Origin of the sequence: Haloarcula sp. CBA1129 (assembly GCF_008729015.1) — an archaeon.
Lineage (GTDB): Archaea > Halobacteriota > Halobacteria > Halobacteriales > Haloarculaceae > Haloarcula.
Genome location: NZ_RKSM01000001.1, coordinates 478,867 through 498,907, shown reverse-complemented (window position 1 = coordinate 498,907; position 20,041 = coordinate 478,867). Strand labels below are relative to the sequence as shown.

Genomic DNA, 20,041 nt, shown 5'->3' with positions numbered 1-20,041 from the left:
TTTACTAGCCAAACATCACCATTAGTAATCTTTATAATGGTTCACTATGTTGTTTACTGGCAAGGTGGTAGCTTTCATAAATAAGCTACCTCCACCACGGAGAAAACAACAATGGCAGACACATACGTTGGCGCAATCGACCAGGGAACGACTGGCACTCGCTTCATGGTATTCGACCATAGCGGCCAGGTCGTTGCGAACGCTTACGAGAAACACGAACAGATCTATCCGGAGCCCGGCTGGGTCGAACACGACCCCGTCGAAATCTGGGAAAACACGCAGGAAGTCGTGACCAAGGGGCTTGCCGATGCAGGTGTCGGTGCCGAACAGCTGGAAGCACTCGGCATCACGAACCAGCGTGAGACGACGATTGTCTGGGATAAGGAGACCGGCAAACCGGTCCACAACGCGCTGGTCTGGCAGGACCGCCGAACCACCGACCGCGTCGAGGAAATCCAAGAAGAGGACAAGGTCGAATGGATTCGGGGGAAGACCGGGCTGGAATGTGACGCCTACTTCTCGGCGACAAAGACCGAGTGGATTCTCGACAACGCGGAGCCGCTCAAGATGCAGAGCTCGCGCGGCGCTGATCTCCGCGACCGAGCCGAGGATGGCGAACTCCTGATGGGAACCATCGACGCGTGGCTCATCTACAAGCTCACCGGCAACCACATTACGGATGTCTCGAACGCATCGCGGACGATGCTGTACAACATCCACGACATGGAGTGGGACGATGAACTCCTCGACGAGTTCGGCGTCCCGGAATCCATGGTTCCGGAAGTCCGTCCGTCCTCCGACGAGAGCCTGTACGGCCACACCGACGCGGACGGCTTCCTCGAAGAGGAAGTCCCCGTTGCGGGCGCGCTGGGCGACCAGCAGGCTGCGCTGTTCGGTCAGACCTGCTTCGACAAGGGCGACGCGAAAAACACCTACGGCACCGGCGCGTTCTACCTGATGAACACCGGTTCCGAAGCAGTCGCCTCGGATAACGGCCTCCTGACGACCGTCGGCTTCCAGATGTCCGGCGAGCCAGTCCAGTACGCGCTCGAAGGTTCCATCTTCATCGCCGGCGCGGCCATCGAATGGCTCGAAGACGTCGACCTCATCAACAACGCCGCCCAGACGGCGGAACTGGCCCGCTCGGTCGAATCGACCGACGGTGTCTATATGGTGCCGGCCTTCACGGGCCTCGGCGCTCCGCACTGGGACGGCCGTGCCCGCGGGACGATTGTCGGGATGACTCGCGGAACGCGAAAAGAACACATCGTCCGTGCGACTCTGGAATCCATCGCGTACCAGACCCGCGACCTCGCGGAAGCGATGGAGGAAGACTCCGGTGTCGAGATGACGACGCTACGAGTCGACGGCGGTGCCGTCAAGAACAACTTCCTCTGTCAGCTCCAGTCGGACATCATCCAGACGGACATCGCCCGCCCACAGGTCGACGAGACCACCGCCCTTGGGTCGGCCTACGCGGCCGGTCTCGCCGTCGGGTACTGGGATACTGTCGACGAACTCCGGGACAACTGGCAAGTCGACAAGGAGTTCTCGCCGGAGATGGACGCCGAGGATGCAGACAAGATGTACGCCCGCTGGGACGACGCCGTCGACCGGTCCCGCGACTGGGCACAGGAGGAATAACAGATGGCGATCGCATTCGGACTCACGGCGGTCGATATGCTCGTCCTCGCTATCGCGGCGTTTGCAGGCGGAGCATTCGGGGCCTCTATCGGTGCACTCCCAGCGTTCTGTTTCACCGGCTTCATGGTCCTTATCGGAGAGGCTGGCAACGTCGTCTCGGAGTCGTTCGTCGGTGGTTCTCCTGACGTTATCTCGGGTGCCGCCGGTGGGTACGGTGCCGGAATTGTCGGCCCACTGGCCTTCGGTCCCGTGTTCGGGCCACACGTCGCCTTCGCTGGTGGTGTGGCAGCAGCCGCGTACGCTGCGAAGTACGACGGGATGTACGAGCCGGACGACGGTGACTACCACCCGGCAAAGGACATCGCCTACGCCCTTGGTACCCGACCGGACGTCCTTGCAGTCGGTGGGGTATTCGGTGTCCTAGGTATGGCAATCCGGCAGACGTCCGGTGGACTCGGTGTTCCCATTGATCCGCCTGCAGCAGGCGTCATCCTGACGGCCGTTATCGCCCGTCTGGTCTTTGGGTACCCGGTCATCGGCCGTGCCCGCGGAAGCGGTCTGCTCGATATGTCGCCGTTCGAGAGCGGAAAAATGCGGTCGAGCAGCAGTGAAGAAGTCGCAACGGATGGCGGAGCCATGGCTGCCGAGCGACCGGCTGTCGAGCCGTGGCTGCCACACCAGTACAAGTGGACACACGTCGCAATGCTCGGACTCATCACCGGCATCCTTGGCGCGTACATCTTCGCCAAAACCGGGAGTCTCTTCCTGCCGTTCGGTATCTCAGCAGCGAGTCTGCTGTTCCTGAACCTCGGCGTGGAGAAGTTCCCGGTCACACACCACATGACGCTCCCAGCCACGTTCGTCGCTAGTATGGCGATGACAGACGGAGCGAGTGTGCTGGTCGCGCTCGGTCTGGGTGCGTTCTTCGGCATCCTAGGTGCACTGCTCGGTGAAGTGTACCAGCGCATCTTCTATGCGCACTCCGACACGCACTTCGACCCGCCAGCCGCCTCCATCATCACGACGACCCTCATCCTTGGCATTCTGGCACTGGCTGGAGTATTCACGACATCTGCAGCTGTCCCCCTGCCGTAAGCCACACGCCTTTTTATTTACTCGTCCAATCAGACATACTAACGATTTAATTTCCAAGCATGGACATCGAAGCGAGAATCAAACGTCGACAACGCCGGAACGGGGAGCCACGGCTCATTCAGGATTACGAGTCAATCTCACCGGTCGTCCACATAGAGGAGCCGGCTGACCGTGGTCCGGTGCTTGAGCGACTCCTCGACCACCTCGATCCGGTGTTCGATGGGCAGCTTCCGCCGAACGCGTACGTGTACGGCCCCCGTGGTTCAGGGAAGTCCGCAGTTATTACGGCGCTTTTCGCCAATTTAGAACAGCTTCCGACGGAACAACAGGCGATCATCCACACGACGACCCGTGCACAGCCACCGACCTCTCCGTCGTTTGTCTACGTGAACGCCCGAGAAACTGCGAGCGAGTTCGCGTTCTACCATGCGGTGCTGGACTCGCTTGTGGACGACTCGGTGCCGGAACACGGGATCGGGACGGAGACGCTCAAGTCACGACTCCACGAGCTGGTACGAGAGCAGCGCACGGGCATCGTCATTGCAGTCGACCACATCAGCGAACCGGAGAGCATTCAGGCTCCAACCCTCGTTGACCTGTTTGCTGGCTTACCGAGCAACGTCAGCTGGCTCGCTATCGGTCGCGATGACCCGTCGACAACTGAACTGACTCGATACACCGCCGAGTCGATCAGCATCGACCGCTATCAGCGGCAGATGCTCGTCGACGTGTTGATGACCAGAACATCGAACGGACTGGCCCAGCAGGGACTCGGCCACGGCCTAGCGCGGCATATCGCGGACTGGGCGGACGGCAACGCCCACGACGCCCTTGCCGCGCTGTTTATCGCTGCAGAGTTGGCCGAGGAGCGGGGGCAGGGCCGCATCACACAGGCCAATGTCGACGCGGCTATCGCGGAAGTGCCCGACCCCTGCGTTTCGTTGGGCGTCGTCCTCTCCCTGCCGACGAACCGGCAGATCGTCCTCAGAGAACTCATCGACTTAGCGGAGAGCGAACGCTCCTCGGTAACGGCGACGACAGAGGCGATTGCGTCGGCACAATCAGTCGATCTCTCACCCGGGACCGTCAAGCGGTTCCTCTATGAGATGGCTGAGTCCGGGGTCGTCAATCGTGTCGAGGCAACGGCCACCAACGGTCAGGGGCGCCCGCCGAGCCGTGTCGAACCGCGGTTCCCCCCGACAGCCTTCCGGCGACTGTACGACCTGCAACAGTAGTCCGAGTTCTGCGGCCAAGTCGGTGCGTTTCAAACGCGCTGTGACGGATCGCCTGTGCCACCAGTCAGCGCTGACGCCAGTGCGCCGCGAACCACGACATCGTCGCCGAACTGCGTCAACTGGATGTCTGGAATGTTCGACATCACCATGTCGTCAAGCCGTTCTCGGATCGGTTCTAGCACCTGCTCGGGGTTGTTGAGTGCGACGGCCCCGCCGACATAGACGACGAGGGGCGCGTACGCGTGAACGATATTTGCGACGCCGATAGCGTTCCAGTGACAGATCTGATCGAGAACGTGGGATGCGAACTCGTCTTCACCGGCATATTCGAAAATATCCGCCGCGGAGAACTCTTCAGTCTCGATTGGGAGCGCCGTCTCGACGGGGTCTTCTCGGTGCAGTTGTGTGGCATACCGCGGGATGTTCTCGCCCGAGCAGTACGCTTCCCAGTGGCCGTCGTGCCCACAGCCACAGGTCATGAAGCCGTGTGGATCGATGGTCAGGTGGCCGACTTCCCCAGCGTTGCCGTCCCAGCCTGAGAGGATGTTCCCGTCGACAGCGACCCCAGCGCCGACCCCGGAGGAGATAGTGAGATACACCATGTCGTCGGGGCTCCGGTCCGAGTAGAACCGCTCGCCGATGACGCCGGCGTTAGCGTCGTTGTGCAACGAGACCCGCTCGCTGCCGATGAGGTTTTCGACCGGTCCGGTCAGCGGGATCCGGTCGATAGTATCAGGAAGGTTCGCGGGGTTCTCGACGACACCTTCGGCCAGATCCATCGGACCGAAGGACCCGATACCAGCGGCAACCACGTCTGTGGGGGCGATATCGGCGGCGTCACACGCCTGCCGGATCGCGTCGAGGACTGCCTCCGTGACCGCGATACCTGCCGGTCCACGCGGTGTCTCAGTTTTATGTGACGCGACTATCGAACCTGTCTCGTCACCAATAACAGCCCGAATATGTGTCGCTCCGAGGTCGACCCCTGCGTAAGCGCCCATGCTGGTCGAAGGGTTGCCCCACCGATACTTAACTACACAGATTCTACTGCGATCAGTAGTCTCGCTCTCTGCCCGAGATGTCTTCTCGGCCAACGGCCTCCTCGTAGACGACGCCGCGCTCGGAATCCAGTGTGACGGTCGACCCGTCAGAGACAGCATCAGGCAGGTCCGCGTTCGATATCATCGGAATCGAAAGCTCGCGGGCGATAATCGCGGCGTAGCTCGTAACGCCTTCGTGGGCGTCGATGATGCCCCCAATGCGGCTGGTATCGCCGACGAACTCGCCGTCGAACCCTTCCGGTACTGCCAGTATCGCCCCGTCTGGAACGTTCGAGAGGTCGCCGGGCGATTCGCGGGGTGGGGCCGTCGAAATCCGATGGACAGGGCCGGTTACCAGTCCATCGACGATAGACCGACCGCTGGCGACAGTTTCGGCCGCAACGTGGACTTTCAGCATGTTCGCCGTGTTCATCCCCTCCAGTTCGGTCATCATCCCGGAGAGGACGACGACCGTGTCACCGCTGTCCGCGGCCTCGGTGTCGAGAGCCGCCTGCACTGCAGTCTGGATGACGGCATCGGCGCCTTCGGTAGTGTATTCGGTCGTTACCGGCGTGATACCCCATGAGAGTGCGAGCTTCCGGCGGACGCGCTCGCTCGGCGTCGACGCGACAATGGGAATCGACGGCCGGTACTTCGCCGATTTCAGGGCGGTGTAGCCGGATTCGGAGGCAGCGACAATCGCCGACGCTCCGATGTCGCGTGCGAGGAACCGGCCGGAGCGTGCGAGCGCGTCCGTCCGGGTGTCACCGGCGTTTGGCACGCGCTGTTCGCGTGACTCGGCGTACTCATCGCTACTCTCGACATCGCGGATGATGCGGTCCATCGTCTCGACGACGCGGGCCGGATGGTCACCGATTGCCGTTTCCCCGGAGAGCATCACCGCGTCGGTGCCGTCGAGCACTGCGTTTGCCACGTCTGAGGCCTCCGCGCGGGTCGGTCGCCGCGAGTGAACCATCGAGTCGAGCATCTCGGTGGCTGTGATGACCGGGACGCCGGCCTCGTGACACCGGCGGATGATGCGCTTTTGAATGATCGGGACGTCCTCAAGCGGGCACTCCACGCCGAGGTCGCCGCGGGCGACCATCACGCCGTAGGCCTCGTCGATGATTGAGTCGAGGTTCTCGACGGCCCCGGCCCGTTCGATCTTGGCGATGATCGGGATGTCGACGCCGCGCTCTTCGAGCGCCTGACTGATCTCGTAGATATCCTCGCCGTCACGGACGAACGACGCGGCCACGAAATCCGGTTCCTTCTCGGCGGCCACGTCGAGTTCTCGCTCGTCGTTTGCCGTAATCGTCGGCAGGTCGAGTTCGACACCGGGGACGTTGACGCCCTTGCGGGCGGCCAGCTCGCCGCCGTTCTCGACGGTCGCAAACACTGTGTCGTCTTCGACGCGCTCGACAGTCGTCTCGATGCGGCCGTCATCAAGCAACACCCGGTCACCCGGTTCGACTGCCGTAATCGACTGCGAGAGACCGACCTCTTCGGGCGTCGCGTCGTCACCGACGACGTACCGGATGGTGGCGCCCTCTGTCAGCTGAATCGGTTCGTCGATCTCCGCAGTTCGGACCTCCGGACCGGGCATATCGAGCATTGCCGCGACCGGTTCCTCGACCGCCTCGTCTACCTCACGGATGCGATCAATCATCTCTCGGCGGTGCTCCGGCGAGCCGTGACTCGCGTTCAGTCTGGCAACAGACATACCGGCCTTTGCAAGTGACGCGATGTCGTCGACCGAGTCCGACGCGGGGCCGAGGGTACAAACGATCTTTGCGCTACGCATTGTGACCTCCGTCTCCGGGGAGCCACAGTTTACAGCGTTCATAGTTAATCATACCCTGCCGTTCCCCGCGAAGGGATAAGAAGCTTGCTGGACGCCGTAGCTACCGCGAAATCGCTTCCGTGTCGCCGCTGAGAATCGAGCGGACTTCGTCGGGCGACACGACGGCAATATCGCCCGGAATCGTCCGTTTGAGTGCGGCCGTCGCGGCACCCCAAGCAAGGCCGTCTGCAACGGTGCCCCCGGAGAGATACTGCGAGAGGAATCCGCCGACAAACGAGTCGCCTGTTCCGACCGGATGCGCGTCGGTCGACTCGAACGTCGATTGCTCCGTTACAGTCCCGTCAGCAAGCGCGAGCGCCCCGTCGCTACCACGGGTGATTACTGTCGCTTCGAACCCGTACTCGGCCGCGAGGTCCCGAGCAATCGTTTCCGCGTCACCGGTCCGGTCCAACACGGCATTCGCGTCGCGTTCGGCGACCACGAGCACGTCGACGGACGGGAATAGCTCGGTCAGCACTGAACGGGCTTTGGCTGGTGTCCAGAGCTTCGAGCGATAGTTCAGGTCGAAGGTCGTGGTCGTGTCCGCATCCTGTGCGAGCGAGAGGAGATCAGCAGTGGTCGATTCGAGCGTCTCAGAGAGTGCCGGTGTGATACCCGAAGTGTGGAATCCCGCGGCGTCTGCGATGGCTTCTGTCGGAAGCTCCGTCGGTGTGGCGGTTGTGACACTGGCGCTTTGGCGATCGTAAATAACATCGTTGCCCCGCGGTGGACTTCCCTGTTCGAGGTAGTAGGTTCCCTGTCGGGCGCTGTCCGAGTCGTCCCAAGCAACATCGACCGACACGCCGTGGTGCTTGAGTTCACCTGTAACTCGGCGACCGACCGGAGAATCCGGGAGTTTTGAGGTCCACAGTGCATCGAGTCCGAGCCGTTGGGCAGCGACTGCGACGTTTGACTCCGCGCCAGCCGCCCTGACGGTGTATTGGTCTGCGGTCTCCAGTCGCTCGTCGGCAGGTGGCGATAACCGCAACATTGTCTCACCGAACGTAACTAACTCCGTCATAGCCGACGTTGCTCACTGGCTGGGTATAAATCCCGGAGAACCGGTCGTCTGACGGAGCTGTTAATATCTCCCTACTGGCTGGTAGAACGGTACTTCGTGGTGGTGAATTATTGGTCGTTCAGTCTTCTCCAAAAGTTTATGTGCAATAGTAATTTACACACGCCAGTATGGATTCAGGGAGAAATGGTGGTGGGCCGTCGGTCTTTAGGCGGAACCTACTCCGTTCGATTGGTGCGGCCGGGCTGACCGGGCTTGCAGGCTGTGGTGGCAGCGAGGGTGTAACAGCTGGGGACGAGACGCCGACCCCAACTCCAGTTGGAAACTATCCAGTGTCCGGGGATTCGGTGACGTTCGGTTTCAACGTCGCTTCCTCGGGGGCGTACTCAACGGCCGGCAAGCAGGAGCTACGAGGTTTCAAACTCGCGGTCAAGCACATTAACAACGGCGGGGGGTGGGTAATGAGCGAGAAGTACAACTCACCGCTGGACGGTGACGGACTTCTGAATAAGGATGTCGAATTCGCTGTCGAAGACACGGGTGGCAATTCAGATACCGCCCGAAGCAACGCACAGCGGCTTGTTGACAGTGAAGAGGTGATTATGCTCGCTGGAGGGACGTCCAGTAACACTGGCGCGGCCACTCAGGAGGTGGCCGCACAGAACCAAGTCGTGTATATGGCGACGATGGCTAGCGCGAACTCGCTGACGGGTATCGACTGCAACCGGTACTCCTTCCGCGAGATGTTCAACAGCCACATGGCGGCCGAGGCGCTGGCCCCGGCCCTCAGCGAGGCGTACGGAGACGACGTCGAGTACGTCAAATTTTTCCAGGACAACAACTGGGGACAGTCGCTTCGGGATGATATGGATGCCGTCCTCGGGAAACTCGGTTGGGCACCTGTTTGGGACACCAGTTCACAGGTCGGGACAAGCGACTACTCCCAGTATGCGGCAGATATCGAGTCCGTCGACTTCGACGTAATTGTGCTTGGACTCCGTGGTCTTGACGCAGTAAACGCACTCAGAGCGTTCCGTGAGAAGTTCCCCGAGTCAAATATCGTCCTTCCGTCGGCCTCGATAGAAGTTGCTCAGGCTGCAGGCGGTGCAATCGACGGTGTTATCGGAACCGTCGCTTGGAGCCCGGCAATCAACTCGCCACTGTCTGACACCTTCCGAGAGGCGTTCCGTGAGGAGTACGGCAGTACGACGGGGTCCTCGAAATCGGCGATTCCATCGGGGTCGGCGCATATTGCATATACCCAAACGCTTCAATACGCCAGCGCAGTCGAGCGGGCAGGAACGTTCAATCCGCTCGATGTCATCGGAGAACTCGAAGGACATGAGTACGACGCCGGGCTCGGACCGCAGACGCTCCGGGCTTGCGATCATCAGGCGATGCGCCGAGTGCCAGTTGTGAAAGGAAAGCCAGAGGTACAGCAGTCCTATGGCACCTACTACGGCCTAGTTGGGGAACCAGCGGATGTACAGTACGCGTGCGACAGCGGCCCAGCGGCTAACTGCTCGCTTGGAGGGAACTAATTATGAGTTCAGGAAATACACAGATACCAGACAGTTCAGAGACCGATTCGAACGCCTCCGGTGGGATTTTAGCGACAGTCGTTCCGGACGTTATACGGCGAAACTTCGCACTCAAATTCGGGATTGTCCTCTTCATCATGGCGCTGTCGGTTGGGCTCATCGGCCTTGCCGCAACTGAACAGGTCAGGAACTACACGGAACAGCAAGTTCTGAGTGACTACGAAAACGCCGCCGCACAGGAAGCGGACATCTTGTCACAGTGGGTTGACCGAAACCGGCTATCAACCCAGTTCGTCTCTTCTGACGACGTCTGGGCTAGTAGTGAGACAGACGATATTGATATCGAGCTCAACAATCGGAAAGCCGCCTTGTCCGCAGATGCTGCCGACATCCATCTGATCGAACAGAGTGCCAGCCAGTCGCAAGTCATCGCTAGCACGTCTAACTCGCAGGTGCTGACTAGCTCAGCGCTGGAATCGACGAGCAGGGCTTGGTTTACCGGTGCGAACTTCGAAGCGGCAAGCGATGTCGTCGTCTCCGATGTGTACCAGACGAACTCCGGCCCAGTCGTCGGCTTCGTCAGTCCTGTCGATGCCTCGCAGAACCGGTACATCCTCATCGAATACTCGCTTGACGAAATCGCGAACTCGCTTCAGGGGAACAACAGGGCCGAAGGCGGATTCACGCAGGTCGTCAACGGATCGGCAGTCGTCATGATCGACGAACCCAGAGACGGGAGCCGCGGTGTCGGTGAGAATATGCTGCAGCCGTACAGCGAGAACAGCCGTGCCACCGGACCGATCAGCGAGGCGAACGACCTCCGGTCGTCGGAGCAGCAATCCGGTGTCACCGCTGACATGCCGGCGGCCGACGTGCTCAGTGAGCGCTACACGGTCGGCTATGCACCAATACAGGGGACGGACTGGGTCGTCCTCGTGCACGCGCCCAACTCCGCGGTCTTTGGCTTCGTCCAGAACGTCCAGCAGTACGGACTCATCGGCACGGCACTGATGGTGTTACTCATCGCGGGTGTCGGTGCGATACTCGGGTATAACACGGCGACATCGATTGACCGCCTGACCCGAAAAACGGACCAGATGCGACAGGGGAACCTCGATGTCGAGATCACCACCAGCCGTATCGACAACATCGGCCGTCTGTACAGCGGGTTCGCTGACATGCGTGACGCGCTCAAACAGCAGATCAACGAGGCCGAGCGTGCACAGAAAGAGGCAGAAGTTTCCCGCGCCGAAGCCCTCGAAGTCAACAAATACCTGCAAAAGAAGGCCGAAGAATTCTCCGACGTGATGGAGGAAACAGCCGCTGGAAACCTCACCGAGCGAATGGCGACCGATGGCGAGAACGAGTCGATGGACCGTATCGCCAGCGAATTCAACGGCATGGTTGACGAACTCGAAAAGACGATCGGCCAACTCAATAGCTTCGCCGACGAAGTCGCGGAATCCGGGGACGTCGTCCTGTCCAGTGCGGAGTCCGTCCGTGACGCATCCGAACAGGTCGCCGAATCGACACAGAAGATCTCCGACGACGCCTACGACCAGAAGGATCGTCTTGCGACTATCTCGGAAGACCTCGATGCCCTCGTGGACACGCTCGAAGAACTGGAAGCCAATAATCCGGATATCGAGCTTGGTGACTCGCTTGAACGGTTCCGGACGGTAGCGACGACGCTACAGTCGGCCGCCGAAACGAGTGACCAGATGATGGCCGAAACCCAGACCGTCGCTGGGGCGGCCGAAGAGCAGGCCGCAGAGCTCAACGAAGTGTCGTCGCGGGCCGAGCAGCTCAAACGCTACGCGAAGCCACTCGGTGACATCCTGAATCGCTTCGAAACCGAAGCCGAGCACGAGTTCGTTTTCTCGGGCGGTCCGTCACAGAGTCTCGGCGAAGAGGAAGAAGAGTAGCTCGCTTCGCTGCGTTCACCGAAACCGATTTTCGCGCTGGCGACGTATCGCGTTCAATGAGCGACGACGTGGGCGATATCTCACGGGCTGAACTCGCCGAGTACTGTCGAACCCAAGCTGCGATTCTTGCCGGTCATCTGGACCAGCGCAGCGCGGAGCTCTCCGATTTGCTCGACGAGATCGAACAAGACACTGCCAACGCTCGTGCGACAGTAACCGAGAGTTCCGAGCGCCCGGACGGTGATGCGGAAACTACTATCGCCGAGGTCGAGGCCAAGCAGGAGCGAGCGCAGGCGAAACAGGCGGCAATCGACGAATACCGGACGCTCGCTGCGGGATATACGGATCTTGCCGAGCGACTTGCCGAGGGCTCCGGTGACCTTGAGACCGTTCTGGAGTTCGAAATCGAGACCGATGCTCCGACATATTTCGACGCCGAGACGACGATTCTGGGAGTGGCGACCGGAGGAGATCAGGACTGACAGCGTGGAACCGGACAACGAATCGTCTCCTCTACAGGGCCGTTTCTGATGGCAGCTATTGTTTCCACGGTGGCCCGGCGCTGACGTCCGAGGAGCCCGCTGGCAGAGACTGTCGTTGCTACGAGATGGATAGCCCGGCGCAGACGTTTTTGGCTGTCTACAGTCTGGCGTATGGGTACCTGATCCCAGATCCGAATAAAGAGCCCAACACGAATTCTATATATCGATATACAGTTTATACGCTCCAAGCGAGCCACTACGGATGAAGTGTAGAGATTACTTCAAGTAATGTATAGCTGAAGTAGTCACGCAAATTTCAGCCAGTCAACTCTCTCTGGGAGATCCGAGATTACGAATTGAACGTACGCTCGACGAGGTATTTGACCAAGTAGAACCCGCCGACAAGGGTGACACCCATCACCACGAGTACGATCGCAATCATGAACAGAAGGACGAGTGCGTCGTTAGCCATCGGGCCCACCCGCCTGAGAGGCTGCGTGTCGTCGAGGACGCATGTCGCTAGCTTCAGTCTGGACACGCTAATGTAGTATGGTTTTGGACTCAGCATTCTGTGGCGCTTGTGGTCTATGCTGAATTCGTCTCATATCGGCACAGTGGCACGTACATAAGCGAGTGACAGGCCCGGAAGGGCCACAATCTGTTTGCAGGCGGTACGATGAACTGAACCACGGGGTAGAAGTCCGTGCAGTCCACCCAGCTAGACCAGCGTACAGGGCCAAGCGGCCATCAAGACACAAATCGCCTGAATCGTACTGGGGCTCTACCGGCTTCCCGAGAATCGTGATGGAACACCCGATAAGAGGCTTCAAACGGCTGTCCGTGTTTCACAACCGAGTCACAGAGAGACTAGACCATCGTCGTTCACCCAAAGGAGGCGGTGATTTCGCTCATAGCGCCAAACGAAGCGATTTGCAGTTGTGTGTCGGAACAGCAAGGAGTGTCAGGGCTGGTACTGTGACAGAATCCCAGCTTCAGCAGCTATGGCGACTGCAGTCTGGGTCAGAACCGGAGAGCACCGTTTCTAGCATCCTATTCGGTTGGCTACGGTGGGTCTGTGGCGAGAATCAACCGAGAAGTGGACAAGTAAGTCAGGATGCCGGCGACAGCCCTGTCTGGTGATCGCGCCACTGGGCATGTACCAGAAGTGGCACGCACCCAACGGTGAAGAAGTCGCAGATGCTGGTATGTAACCTGCGGAGGACGGACCGACTATTTGGGAACAGCAGTACACAGAACTGTCAGACGGCACTGTCTAGTTCTTGATCTCCTCAGCTGGCGTTTTTCCGTCAAGGGCTTGGTTCGGTCGTTCGTGGTTATGGTGGTGTTTGAAGCGTTGTAGCCATGTTTCGAGCTGGATTGACTGCCTCCAAAAGGAGTGAAAGCGGTCGATTCACATGCTCACAGTCTGGAACCACTTTTCGATGTGGTTCCGGATTCGAGAGTCAAGTCGACCGCTCAAATCGTGGCGAGAGAGGGCAGTCAGATAGCCGCCAGCATCAACGAGAAGCACTGAATCGACGACATCGTGTTTCTGAGTGAGCCGATGTAGGAACGCCGTCCTCAGAAATCGAAGATTTTTGATGTGCGAACGAGAGCATCGCTCTCGTTAACCCCGCGGAGTCAGTCCCGCGGCGGCTGAACACGTCAACATATAGCAACAGCTTCGACTCAGCGTCGACGGCGGCATACAGCCACTTCTTTTCGCCATCTACCTCGGTTTGTTTCTCGTCAACCACGGCCCGAGGCGACTGCGCCGTCGACAGGTCATTCTGTGCTTCAGACAACGTATGAACCCAGTTCCAAACCGCACCATGAGAGCGTTCGACATCCAGCGGGTCTAAGATTGTCAGCGTCTCCCTGATCGACAGCCCCGCAGAATGGAGACACGCCCCAAATCGCTGGACAGGTGTCGGGGTGCGCTCGTTCACCCAACGTCTTGGCTGTCCCCATCTAACGTCTCGCTGAGGAGGTCTGCGAGTGGCATGGACACTTCTCGCTACGACCGACTCGTTTCTCAAACTCGGTCAACTAGACAGTGACTGTCAGACTATCTCATCCCTCGTTTGACACTGACGAGTGACCAACTGGCTCTGAATAGTCTCAGACTCACCCACCGTGGTTGTTCGCTTGGTCTCAGTATGGATGCAGACTACCACGCATCGGGCTGTACTACTGCACATGGATTCGGTTGGACGGCGGGCAAATCAGATAGAGTTGGTGAATTTGGCCCCGTGTTTATATTTGTGGCTGTAGTCCCATCTGTCGCAATAATGTTGTTTGGTTGCCATAATAGCGGCATACTGGGGCGAAATAGGGTGTCACACACCCAAATAAGTGTGTTTATCCCTGAGTATGGGACTACATTGAAGTCCCCGGCGTCCGAGAGTGAAATGTGTCCAGTGACAGTGAGCGAACGACGGTTCGGACGTACATTCCGGCCTACCAGAAAGAACAGTGGCAGGCCCACGCCGAGGAACTGGATATGAGCCAGAGCGAGTTTGTCCGGGCAATGGTACAGGCGGGCCGAAGCGGCTTCGAGCCAGCAGCGGCCGAAACAGCCGAATCGGATGCCGGTGAGAGCAATAGTGTGGAACACCGTTCTTCGGACGCTACCCCCGGGGGTGACGGGTTGAAAGACAGGGTGCAGGAAATCCTTGAGGATGGTGACTACTACGAGTGGGACGACCTGCTTGCCGAACTGACTGACGATATCGAGGAGCGCCTCGAAGATGCGCTACAGGAACTGCAATCTAACAACGAAGTGCAGTACAGCGGGCGACATGGGGGGTACGTTCGCGACGAATGAGCACGGATACAGCTACGTCGGACGCCGAATCGGATCCGATCGGATATTTCCTCGATGACATCACATATCACGGAAAGAGCGACCGGACTCGCGCATTCTATGAACGCGTCCTTCGGGACTTCGAATCCTATCTGGCGGAGGGACACCAGTCGCTCCCCGTCCAAGAGGCGTCCCACCGCGACTGCATGGCATACGTGCACAGTCTCCGTGGCACCGTCGAAGAAAGTACCGTCGCAACGTACGCCTCCTATCTGCACCGTTTTTTCGCGTACATGACACAGGTAGGGGTCTTCGAATCGAACCCGATGACACTTGTCATGGAAGAGATGGACGAGTCCATCAACACCGACCCAACCCGTCGCGAAATAGACCTCCAGTCGATGCGTACGTTCGTCGACAGCGTGTCACATCCGCTAGAACGGGCTATCGTAGTGACGTTGCTGAAGACCGGAATGCGAGCCGGTGAACTGTGCAACCTCGATATCCGGGATCTCAACCTCGAAACCCCCGGGCCTAGACCGGATATCCCGGTCCGAGCGGGGCTTGACGGGCGTCCAGACTCGCTGTTCGTCGCGACGGGACCGACTCGCGGCGAGGCCAGTAATGGGGAAGAACGGACAGCGTCGAATAAGCGCAAACGGGAGACGACGATCCCAGTCGACACCGAGCTAGCATCCGTATTGCGGCGCTGGCTCGCGATTCGACCGGATACGCAGTCCCCGGCAGCGCCGCTGTTTGTGTCGACGAGTGACAGCTGGGGAGAGCGTCTCACACCGAACATGGTCCACCACATCGTCGAATCCCACGCCCGCGAGTTCGGCTGGTACACGGACGGTGGGGGAGCCGAAGAGAACGTTACGCCGCATTACTTCCGGCACTTCTTTACGACACATCTCCGGGACCGGACCGGTGAGCGCGGCGTCGTCAAGTACCTCAGAGGTGACGTAGCACAGGACGTCATCGATACGTACACCCACGAATGGGGGACTCGAGTCAGGGATGTGTACGAGGCCGAAATCTACTCGCTACTGTAATATCTGTATTATTGTTTGGTTCTCGGTCCGCATGCAAGATGGTCGCTGCGGAACCTGTGAATCATATACCGCTATACAAAACTGGCCGCGTTCTGCTTATCAGTTGTACTCTCTCAATGGACAATCGCGGTGGCCACATAGGGGGCAGTAGGGGCCTATGCTCGGGCTGGCCCTACAGGACGGTCCAGTGGTACACGACTGACCAGTTCTCTGTCACCTGCTTGCCGAAGGTGCTCCGTCAGTGCACCATCGGGGGCTGAAAAGAATGTGCCACCAGAGACTACGGACACCAAGCTAACACGCGTCACAGTGTAGACCGTACCCGGGAGAAGGGCCACTGATAGGGCTACTCGGGATCCAGAAGTTTCGACTCAGCCGTTCGGAGATGTTCGAGCAACGTGGTCTTCGAGATGTCCATCTGGTCGGCTAGCTCGCGAACCGAGATTCCGCGCGGCCACTGGTAGTAGCCTGCCTCGCGGGCCGCTTCGAAGGCTTGTCGCTGGGCCGGCGTCAGTGAGTCGGTTCGCAGCCCACCCACCGACCGTTCGGAATCGCTGACCGGTGTGACGATGGATTCGACCGATACGTCAGCGTCGGCGTCAGCCTCGACGGCATCGAGTGCGGACTGGATTTCGGGGCGCTCTCTGGTGAAGCTCACCTGCCACCGTTCGCGACCGTCTTCGATACGAACGGGCGCACTGTGGACGAACCCGTGTTGGAGGAGCGTCGGGCAGACCAGCTCGTCCGGGTCGTACTCTAGCAGGAACTGTCTGACGACGGTTCCCGGCGCCTCACGCTTGTGTCCGATACGTGCCTGAAGTTCCTGTATCTCTCCGGCGTGGGATGACGCACGGACTGCGTCGAGGCAGTCCTCGACAGCCGACTTTGTCGGTCCATACGCTGTAAAAACGCCGTTGACCGATGCTGTCGGCGACTGTACGGTCTGTTGCACCGTGTGTGCCAGAATGCCGCCATCGGTGCGGTCGGTCGCTTCGATAGCCCAGCAGTTCGGGTGCCACAGGTCGAGTGTTAGCCGTGCTCCGGCGCTATCGGTTTGACTCATGGAATGTGCTGAAATATTTGATTGGTGACCCTAAGAGAGTGGTCATTGTCTGGTGTGTCCGACACCTGCGGTTGCAGTGTGCGATTCGACGCGGTCCATCAATGCTGATGCCGAGACAACCAGAGCAAGGTACAGTATCGCCACCAGTACGAAGAGTTCCGTGTACTGGTACGTTTCGTTAGCGATGGTACTCGTCCTGCCGTACAGTTCCTGCACAGTGATGAAGCTCGCCAGCGAGGAGTACTTGATGAGGTACACGAGTTCGTTCGTCCAACTGGGAAGTGCAAGCCGGAGGCCCTGTGGAACGACGACGTACCGTATCCCTTCGAGCTTCGAGAGCCCGATGGCGCGTGCGGCGGTCAGCTGCCCGCCGTCAACTGACTCCAGTGACGCACGCAAGTATTCGGACTGGTAGGCAGCGCTGTTCAGTGTGAAACTGATGACGGCCACCCAGAACGCCTGTGCCGGGACGAACCCGACACCGATTCCCGGAACGCCTCTGAGAACCTGCGTCAGTGACGTCGCGAAGTAAAGCACGAACAACTGGGCGAGCAGCGGCGTTCCGCGGATGAGTTCCGTGTACGACAGGGCAAGCCAGCGGGCCCACCGCCCCCCGTACACGCGGACGACGCTGAGCGGGAGCGCCAGCGTGAACCCGAGACAGACACTGAAAACGGTCAGTAGAACCGTCGTCCAGATACCGTGTGCCAGCGCCGGCAGGTACGCCGTCGCGTCGGCGGCGAACCGGAGCGTGTCAGCGAGCCACACCAGCGGCGCGCCGGCGACACCGAGTGATGCGGCGAGCGAGGCGGCGGTATCCGCTGTTGTCAGAATCGGGGCTGCCGGAATAAACGGTGTGCCACGGGCAACGCCAAGTGTCCCTGCGAGGACGAAATCGGTGGTCCAGCGAGCGAGAACCCAGACCCAGAACAACATCAGGCCCACGGTAAGCGGGCGAACAGTAAAGACCGTTCCGACGCGGTCGCGGAGCCCCGGGTTCGGTGACGTCGTAGATTCAGCCGTGCTCATGGCGTCTCCTCGTGTGCGTGCAGTCTGCTCAGGAACTGTTCGGTTCGGTCCGCAGTCGGGTTCTGGAACAATTGCTTCGGCGGACCGTGTTCGACGATGTCACCGTCGTCGAGGAACACGATGTCCGACGCCGCCGACCGGGCGAAATCCATCTCGTGACTGACCACGAGCATCGTGATGCCCTCGGCGGCGAGGTCACGCATCACGTCGACGACCTCGCCGACGAGTTCCGGATCAAGCGCACTGGTCGGCTCGTCGAACAGCAACAGCTCTGGATCCATTGCGAGTGCGCGCGCGATGCCGACGCGCTGTTTCTGCCCGCCGGAAAGTTCAGCGGGATAGGAATCCGCTTGCTCCAGTAATCCGACCTGTTCGAGGTAGTCCCGTCCAGCTGCCTCGGCGTCAGCAGCGTCCATGCCGAGTACTTTTTTCGGGCCGAGCGTGACGTTTTCGAGCGCCGTCAGGTGCGCAAAGAGGTTGAAATCCTGAAACACCATGCCGACCTGCTTTCGCAGCTCGTTGACATCGGTGTCAGATCCAGTCACGTCTTGCCCATCGAGGGCGATCCGGCCGCTGTTGATCTCCGTCAGTCGGTTCACACATCGGAGCAGCGTGGACTTACCTGAGCCGCTGGGGCCGATGAGGACGGTCACGTCGCCCTGCTCCATCTCGAGGCCCACGCCTTCCAGTACCTCTTCGCTCCCGTAGGACTTGTGCAGGTCGTCAATTGAGAGTAATGGCTGTGTCATGTCGTTCCCTCCGGTACCGCGTAGTAGTCGCTGAGTCTGTCGAGTGATCGATTCGTCGCAAACGTCAGCACGAAGTAAACGAGGCTGACGACGAGGAATATCTCGAGTGCCGCGGTCGACCGCCCGCCCTCGTAGAGGTTCTGGCCCGTCGTCAGCAGTTCGCCGATACCGATGACGATAGCGATGCTCGTGTCCTTGAGGACGATGGTAAACTCGTTCTGGAATCCCGGAACGCTCCGGCGGAGCGCCTGTGGGACGACGACGTGCCGAATCGCTTCAAAACGGGACATCGCGACGGCACGTGCCGCTTCCAGTTGTCCGTCATCAACGCTCTGGAGCGCACCGCGGAATATCTGTGACTGATAGGCGGCGCTCCGGAGACCGAGCGCGATGGTCGCCGTGACGAACGCGCTACTGGAAACGGACAGGCCGAAGTACAGGATCATAATGATGACCAACAGCGGGGTACCGCGAAGGACGACCCCGACCTGTTCGACCAGTCGACGGGCCCTGTCCGAGCCGTACACCTCTATTGCACCCGCTGGGAACCCGACAACGAATCCCAGAAGAATGCTGGCTACAGTGAGCCCGATGGTGACAGCTGTCCCGCCGAGCAACAGGCCCAGATTGTCGACGACGAACAGCCAGTCAGCGGTCTGAAGTAGGGTTGCTGCCATGGCCTCACTTCTGTCCGAACCACTTCTTGGTCAGGTCCTTGTACGTCCCATCGTCCTCAACTGCGGTCAACCCACTGTTGAGCGCGCCCGCGAGTTCGTCGCTGCCGGACTGAATGCCGAACCCGAACTGCTCGCCGGTTTCGTGGACGAACGCAGACTCGATGGGTCGATCTGCCACGAAGGAGTTCGCGACGGGGACGTCGATGATGATGACGTCGACGTTTTCGTTCAGCAAATCTTCGACAGCAAGCACGTAGTTACCGTACGCGTTGTACTGCGACTCTTGAATCGTCCCCGCTTCGATGAGCTGGTCCTTGATGACGGATTCACCAGTCGTTCCCTTCTGTGCACCGACTGCCGATCCGGAGAGGTCGTCTAGCGACGACGGTGAGAACGACCCGCTTTCCCGGACGACGATGGCCTGATTCGAACTGTAGTACGGGTCGGAGAAGTCGATCGCTTCGTCGCGTTCGTCGTTGATGGTCATGCCCGCAGCGACGACATCGACGTTCCCGTTGTTCAGCGCCGGAATGAGCGACTTGAACTCCAGTTCCTCCCAGCCGCCCAGTTCGTACTCCGTCGCCGTGATAACGGCTTCCAGCAGTTCGACGTCGAAGCCGACGAGTTCGCCGTCCTGTTTCATCTCAAACGGCGGAAAGCCCGGCGCGGTTGCAGCGGTGAGCGTCTGTGAGTCCCCGCTCCCTGACTGGCAGCCGGCCACTGACAGTGTCGCGACAGTGCCACCGATTGCCTGCAGATACCTCCGTCTGTCTACGCGTGCCTCTCGTGGCATAGTCCCACAGTCGAATCAGTCATATTTTAACATTTCGGTTACCGCA

General features: G+C 59.7%; 17 protein-coding genes and 1 pseudogene. 8 read left to right on the top strand and 10 right to left on the bottom strand.

The annotated features are described in order from the left end of the window. The first annotated feature begins 111 nt into the window (after positions 1-111). Genes glpK through Har1129_RS02440 form a run of 3 tightly spaced genes read left to right on the top strand, consistent with a single transcriptional unit; the run spans position 112 to position 3,974 of the window. Positions 112-1,644 (top strand): glycerol kinase GlpK, encoded by a 1,533-nt coding sequence (gene glpK / locus Har1129_RS02450; RefSeq protein ID WP_151099211.1) that lies wholly within the window; start codon positions 112-114, stop codon positions 1,642-1,644. A gap of 3 nt (positions 1,645-1,647) precedes the next feature. Continuing rightward, positions 1,648-2,739 carry a hypothetical protein gene (locus tag Har1129_RS02445; RefSeq protein ID WP_151099210.1) on the top strand — a complete coding sequence of 364 codons (1,092 nt, stop codon included), beginning with the start codon at positions 1,648-1,650 and terminating at the stop codon, positions 2,737-2,739. Positions 2,740-2,798: 59 nt separating this feature from the next. Continuing rightward, complete coding sequence (locus Har1129_RS02440) at positions 2,799-3,974, top strand: Cdc6/Cdc18 family protein (RefSeq protein ID WP_151099209.1); 1,176 nt, start codon at positions 2,799-2,801, stop codon at positions 3,972-3,974. 29 nt (positions 3,975-4,003) lie between these two features. Here the strand turns inward: Har1129_RS02440 and Har1129_RS02435 are convergent, their stop codons facing one another. From Har1129_RS02435 to kdgK1, 3 genes are all read right to left on the bottom strand, one after another. Continuing rightward, positions 4,004-4,975 carry an ROK family protein gene (locus Har1129_RS02435; protein ID WP_151099208.1) on the bottom strand — a complete coding sequence of 324 codons (972 nt, stop codon included), beginning with the start codon at positions 4,973-4,975 and terminating at the stop codon, positions 4,004-4,006. Between the two features lie 52 nt (positions 4,976-5,027). After that, positions 5,028-6,818: a pyruvate kinase gene (gene pyk / locus Har1129_RS02430; protein ID WP_151099207.1), complete on the bottom strand. Its 1,791-nt coding sequence runs from the start codon at positions 6,816-6,818 to the stop codon at positions 5,028-5,030. A 100-nt stretch (positions 6,819-6,918) separates the two neighbouring features. Beyond that, positions 6,919-7,878 (bottom strand): bifunctional 2-dehydro-3-deoxygluconokinase/2-dehydro-3-deoxygalactonokinase, encoded by a 960-nt coding sequence (gene kdgK1, locus Har1129_RS02425; protein WP_151099206.1) that lies wholly within the window; start codon positions 7,876-7,878, stop codon positions 6,919-6,921. Between the two features lie 329 nt (positions 7,879-8,207). Here kdgK1 and Har1129_RS02420 point away from each other — a divergent pair, with 329 nt between their 5' ends. Genes Har1129_RS02420 through Har1129_RS02410 form a run of 3 tightly spaced genes read left to right on the top strand, consistent with a single transcriptional unit; the run spans position 8,208 to position 11,823 of the window. Continuing rightward, positions 8,208-9,416, top strand: a complete 1,209-nt coding sequence (locus Har1129_RS02420; protein WP_151102070.1) for an ABC transporter substrate-binding protein — start codon at positions 8,208-8,210, stop codon at positions 9,414-9,416. A 2-nt stretch (positions 9,417-9,418) separates the two neighbouring features. Then, positions 9,419-11,341 (top strand): HAMP domain-containing protein, encoded by a 1,923-nt coding sequence (locus Har1129_RS02415; protein ID WP_151099205.1) that lies wholly within the window; start codon positions 9,419-9,421, stop codon positions 11,339-11,341. Positions 11,342-11,397: 56 nt separating this feature from the next. Next, positions 11,398-11,823 (top strand): hypothetical protein, encoded by a 426-nt coding sequence (locus Har1129_RS02410; protein ID WP_151099204.1) that lies wholly within the window; start codon positions 11,398-11,400, stop codon positions 11,821-11,823. A gap of 349 nt (positions 11,824-12,172) precedes the next feature. Here the strand turns inward: Har1129_RS02410 and Har1129_RS21125 are convergent, their stop codons facing one another. Then, positions 12,173-12,295 (bottom strand): hypothetical protein, encoded by a 123-nt coding sequence (locus Har1129_RS21125; protein ID WP_255518326.1) that lies wholly within the window; start codon positions 12,293-12,295, stop codon positions 12,173-12,175. An 801-nt stretch (positions 12,296-13,096) separates the two neighbouring features. After that, positions 13,097-13,828: pseudogene (locus tag Har1129_RS20835) on the bottom strand (IS6 family transposase). A 408-nt stretch (positions 13,829-14,236) separates the two neighbouring features. On the opposite strand from Har1129_RS20835, the gene Har1129_RS02400 reads away from it, so the two are divergent. Continuing rightward, complete coding sequence (locus Har1129_RS02400; RefSeq protein ID WP_151099202.1) at positions 14,237-14,650, top strand: DUF5805 domain-containing protein; 414 nt, start codon at positions 14,237-14,239, stop codon at positions 14,648-14,650. Then, complete coding sequence (locus Har1129_RS02395; RefSeq protein ID WP_151099201.1) at positions 14,647-15,684, top strand: tyrosine-type recombinase/integrase; 1,038 nt, start codon at positions 14,647-14,649, stop codon at positions 15,682-15,684. Before Har1129_RS02400 ends, Har1129_RS02395 begins: the two co-directional genes overlap by 4 nt. 346 nt (positions 15,685-16,030) lie before the next feature. Here the strand turns inward: Har1129_RS02395 and Har1129_RS02390 are convergent, their stop codons facing one another. The 5 genes from Har1129_RS02390 to Har1129_RS02370 are packed head-to-tail and all read right to left on the bottom strand — an operon-like array spanning position 16,031 to position 19,995. Then, positions 16,031-16,747 carry a helix-turn-helix domain-containing protein gene (locus Har1129_RS02390; RefSeq protein WP_151099200.1) on the bottom strand — a complete coding sequence of 239 codons (717 nt, stop codon included), beginning with the start codon at positions 16,745-16,747 and terminating at the stop codon, positions 16,031-16,033. A 42-nt stretch (positions 16,748-16,789) separates the two neighbouring features. After that, positions 16,790-17,776 carry an amino acid ABC transporter permease gene (locus tag Har1129_RS02385; protein WP_151099199.1) on the bottom strand — a complete coding sequence of 329 codons (987 nt, stop codon included), beginning with the start codon at positions 17,774-17,776 and terminating at the stop codon, positions 16,790-16,792. Beyond that, positions 17,773-18,525, bottom strand: coding sequence for an amino acid ABC transporter ATP-binding protein (locus Har1129_RS02380; protein ID WP_151099198.1), 753 nt, complete (start codon positions 18,523-18,525; stop codon positions 17,773-17,775). Before Har1129_RS02380 ends, Har1129_RS02385 begins: the two co-directional genes overlap by 4 nt. Then, on the bottom strand, positions 18,522-19,202 hold the full coding sequence (locus Har1129_RS02375) for an amino acid ABC transporter permease (RefSeq protein ID WP_151099197.1): 681 nt from the start codon (positions 19,200-19,202) through the stop codon (positions 18,522-18,524). Before Har1129_RS02375 ends, Har1129_RS02380 begins: the two co-directional genes overlap by 4 nt. 4 nt (positions 19,203-19,206) lie before the next feature. Then, complete coding sequence (locus Har1129_RS02370) at positions 19,207-19,995, bottom strand: transporter substrate-binding domain-containing protein (protein ID WP_151099196.1); 789 nt, start codon at positions 19,993-19,995, stop codon at positions 19,207-19,209. Positions 19,996-20,041 lie beyond the last annotated feature (46 nt).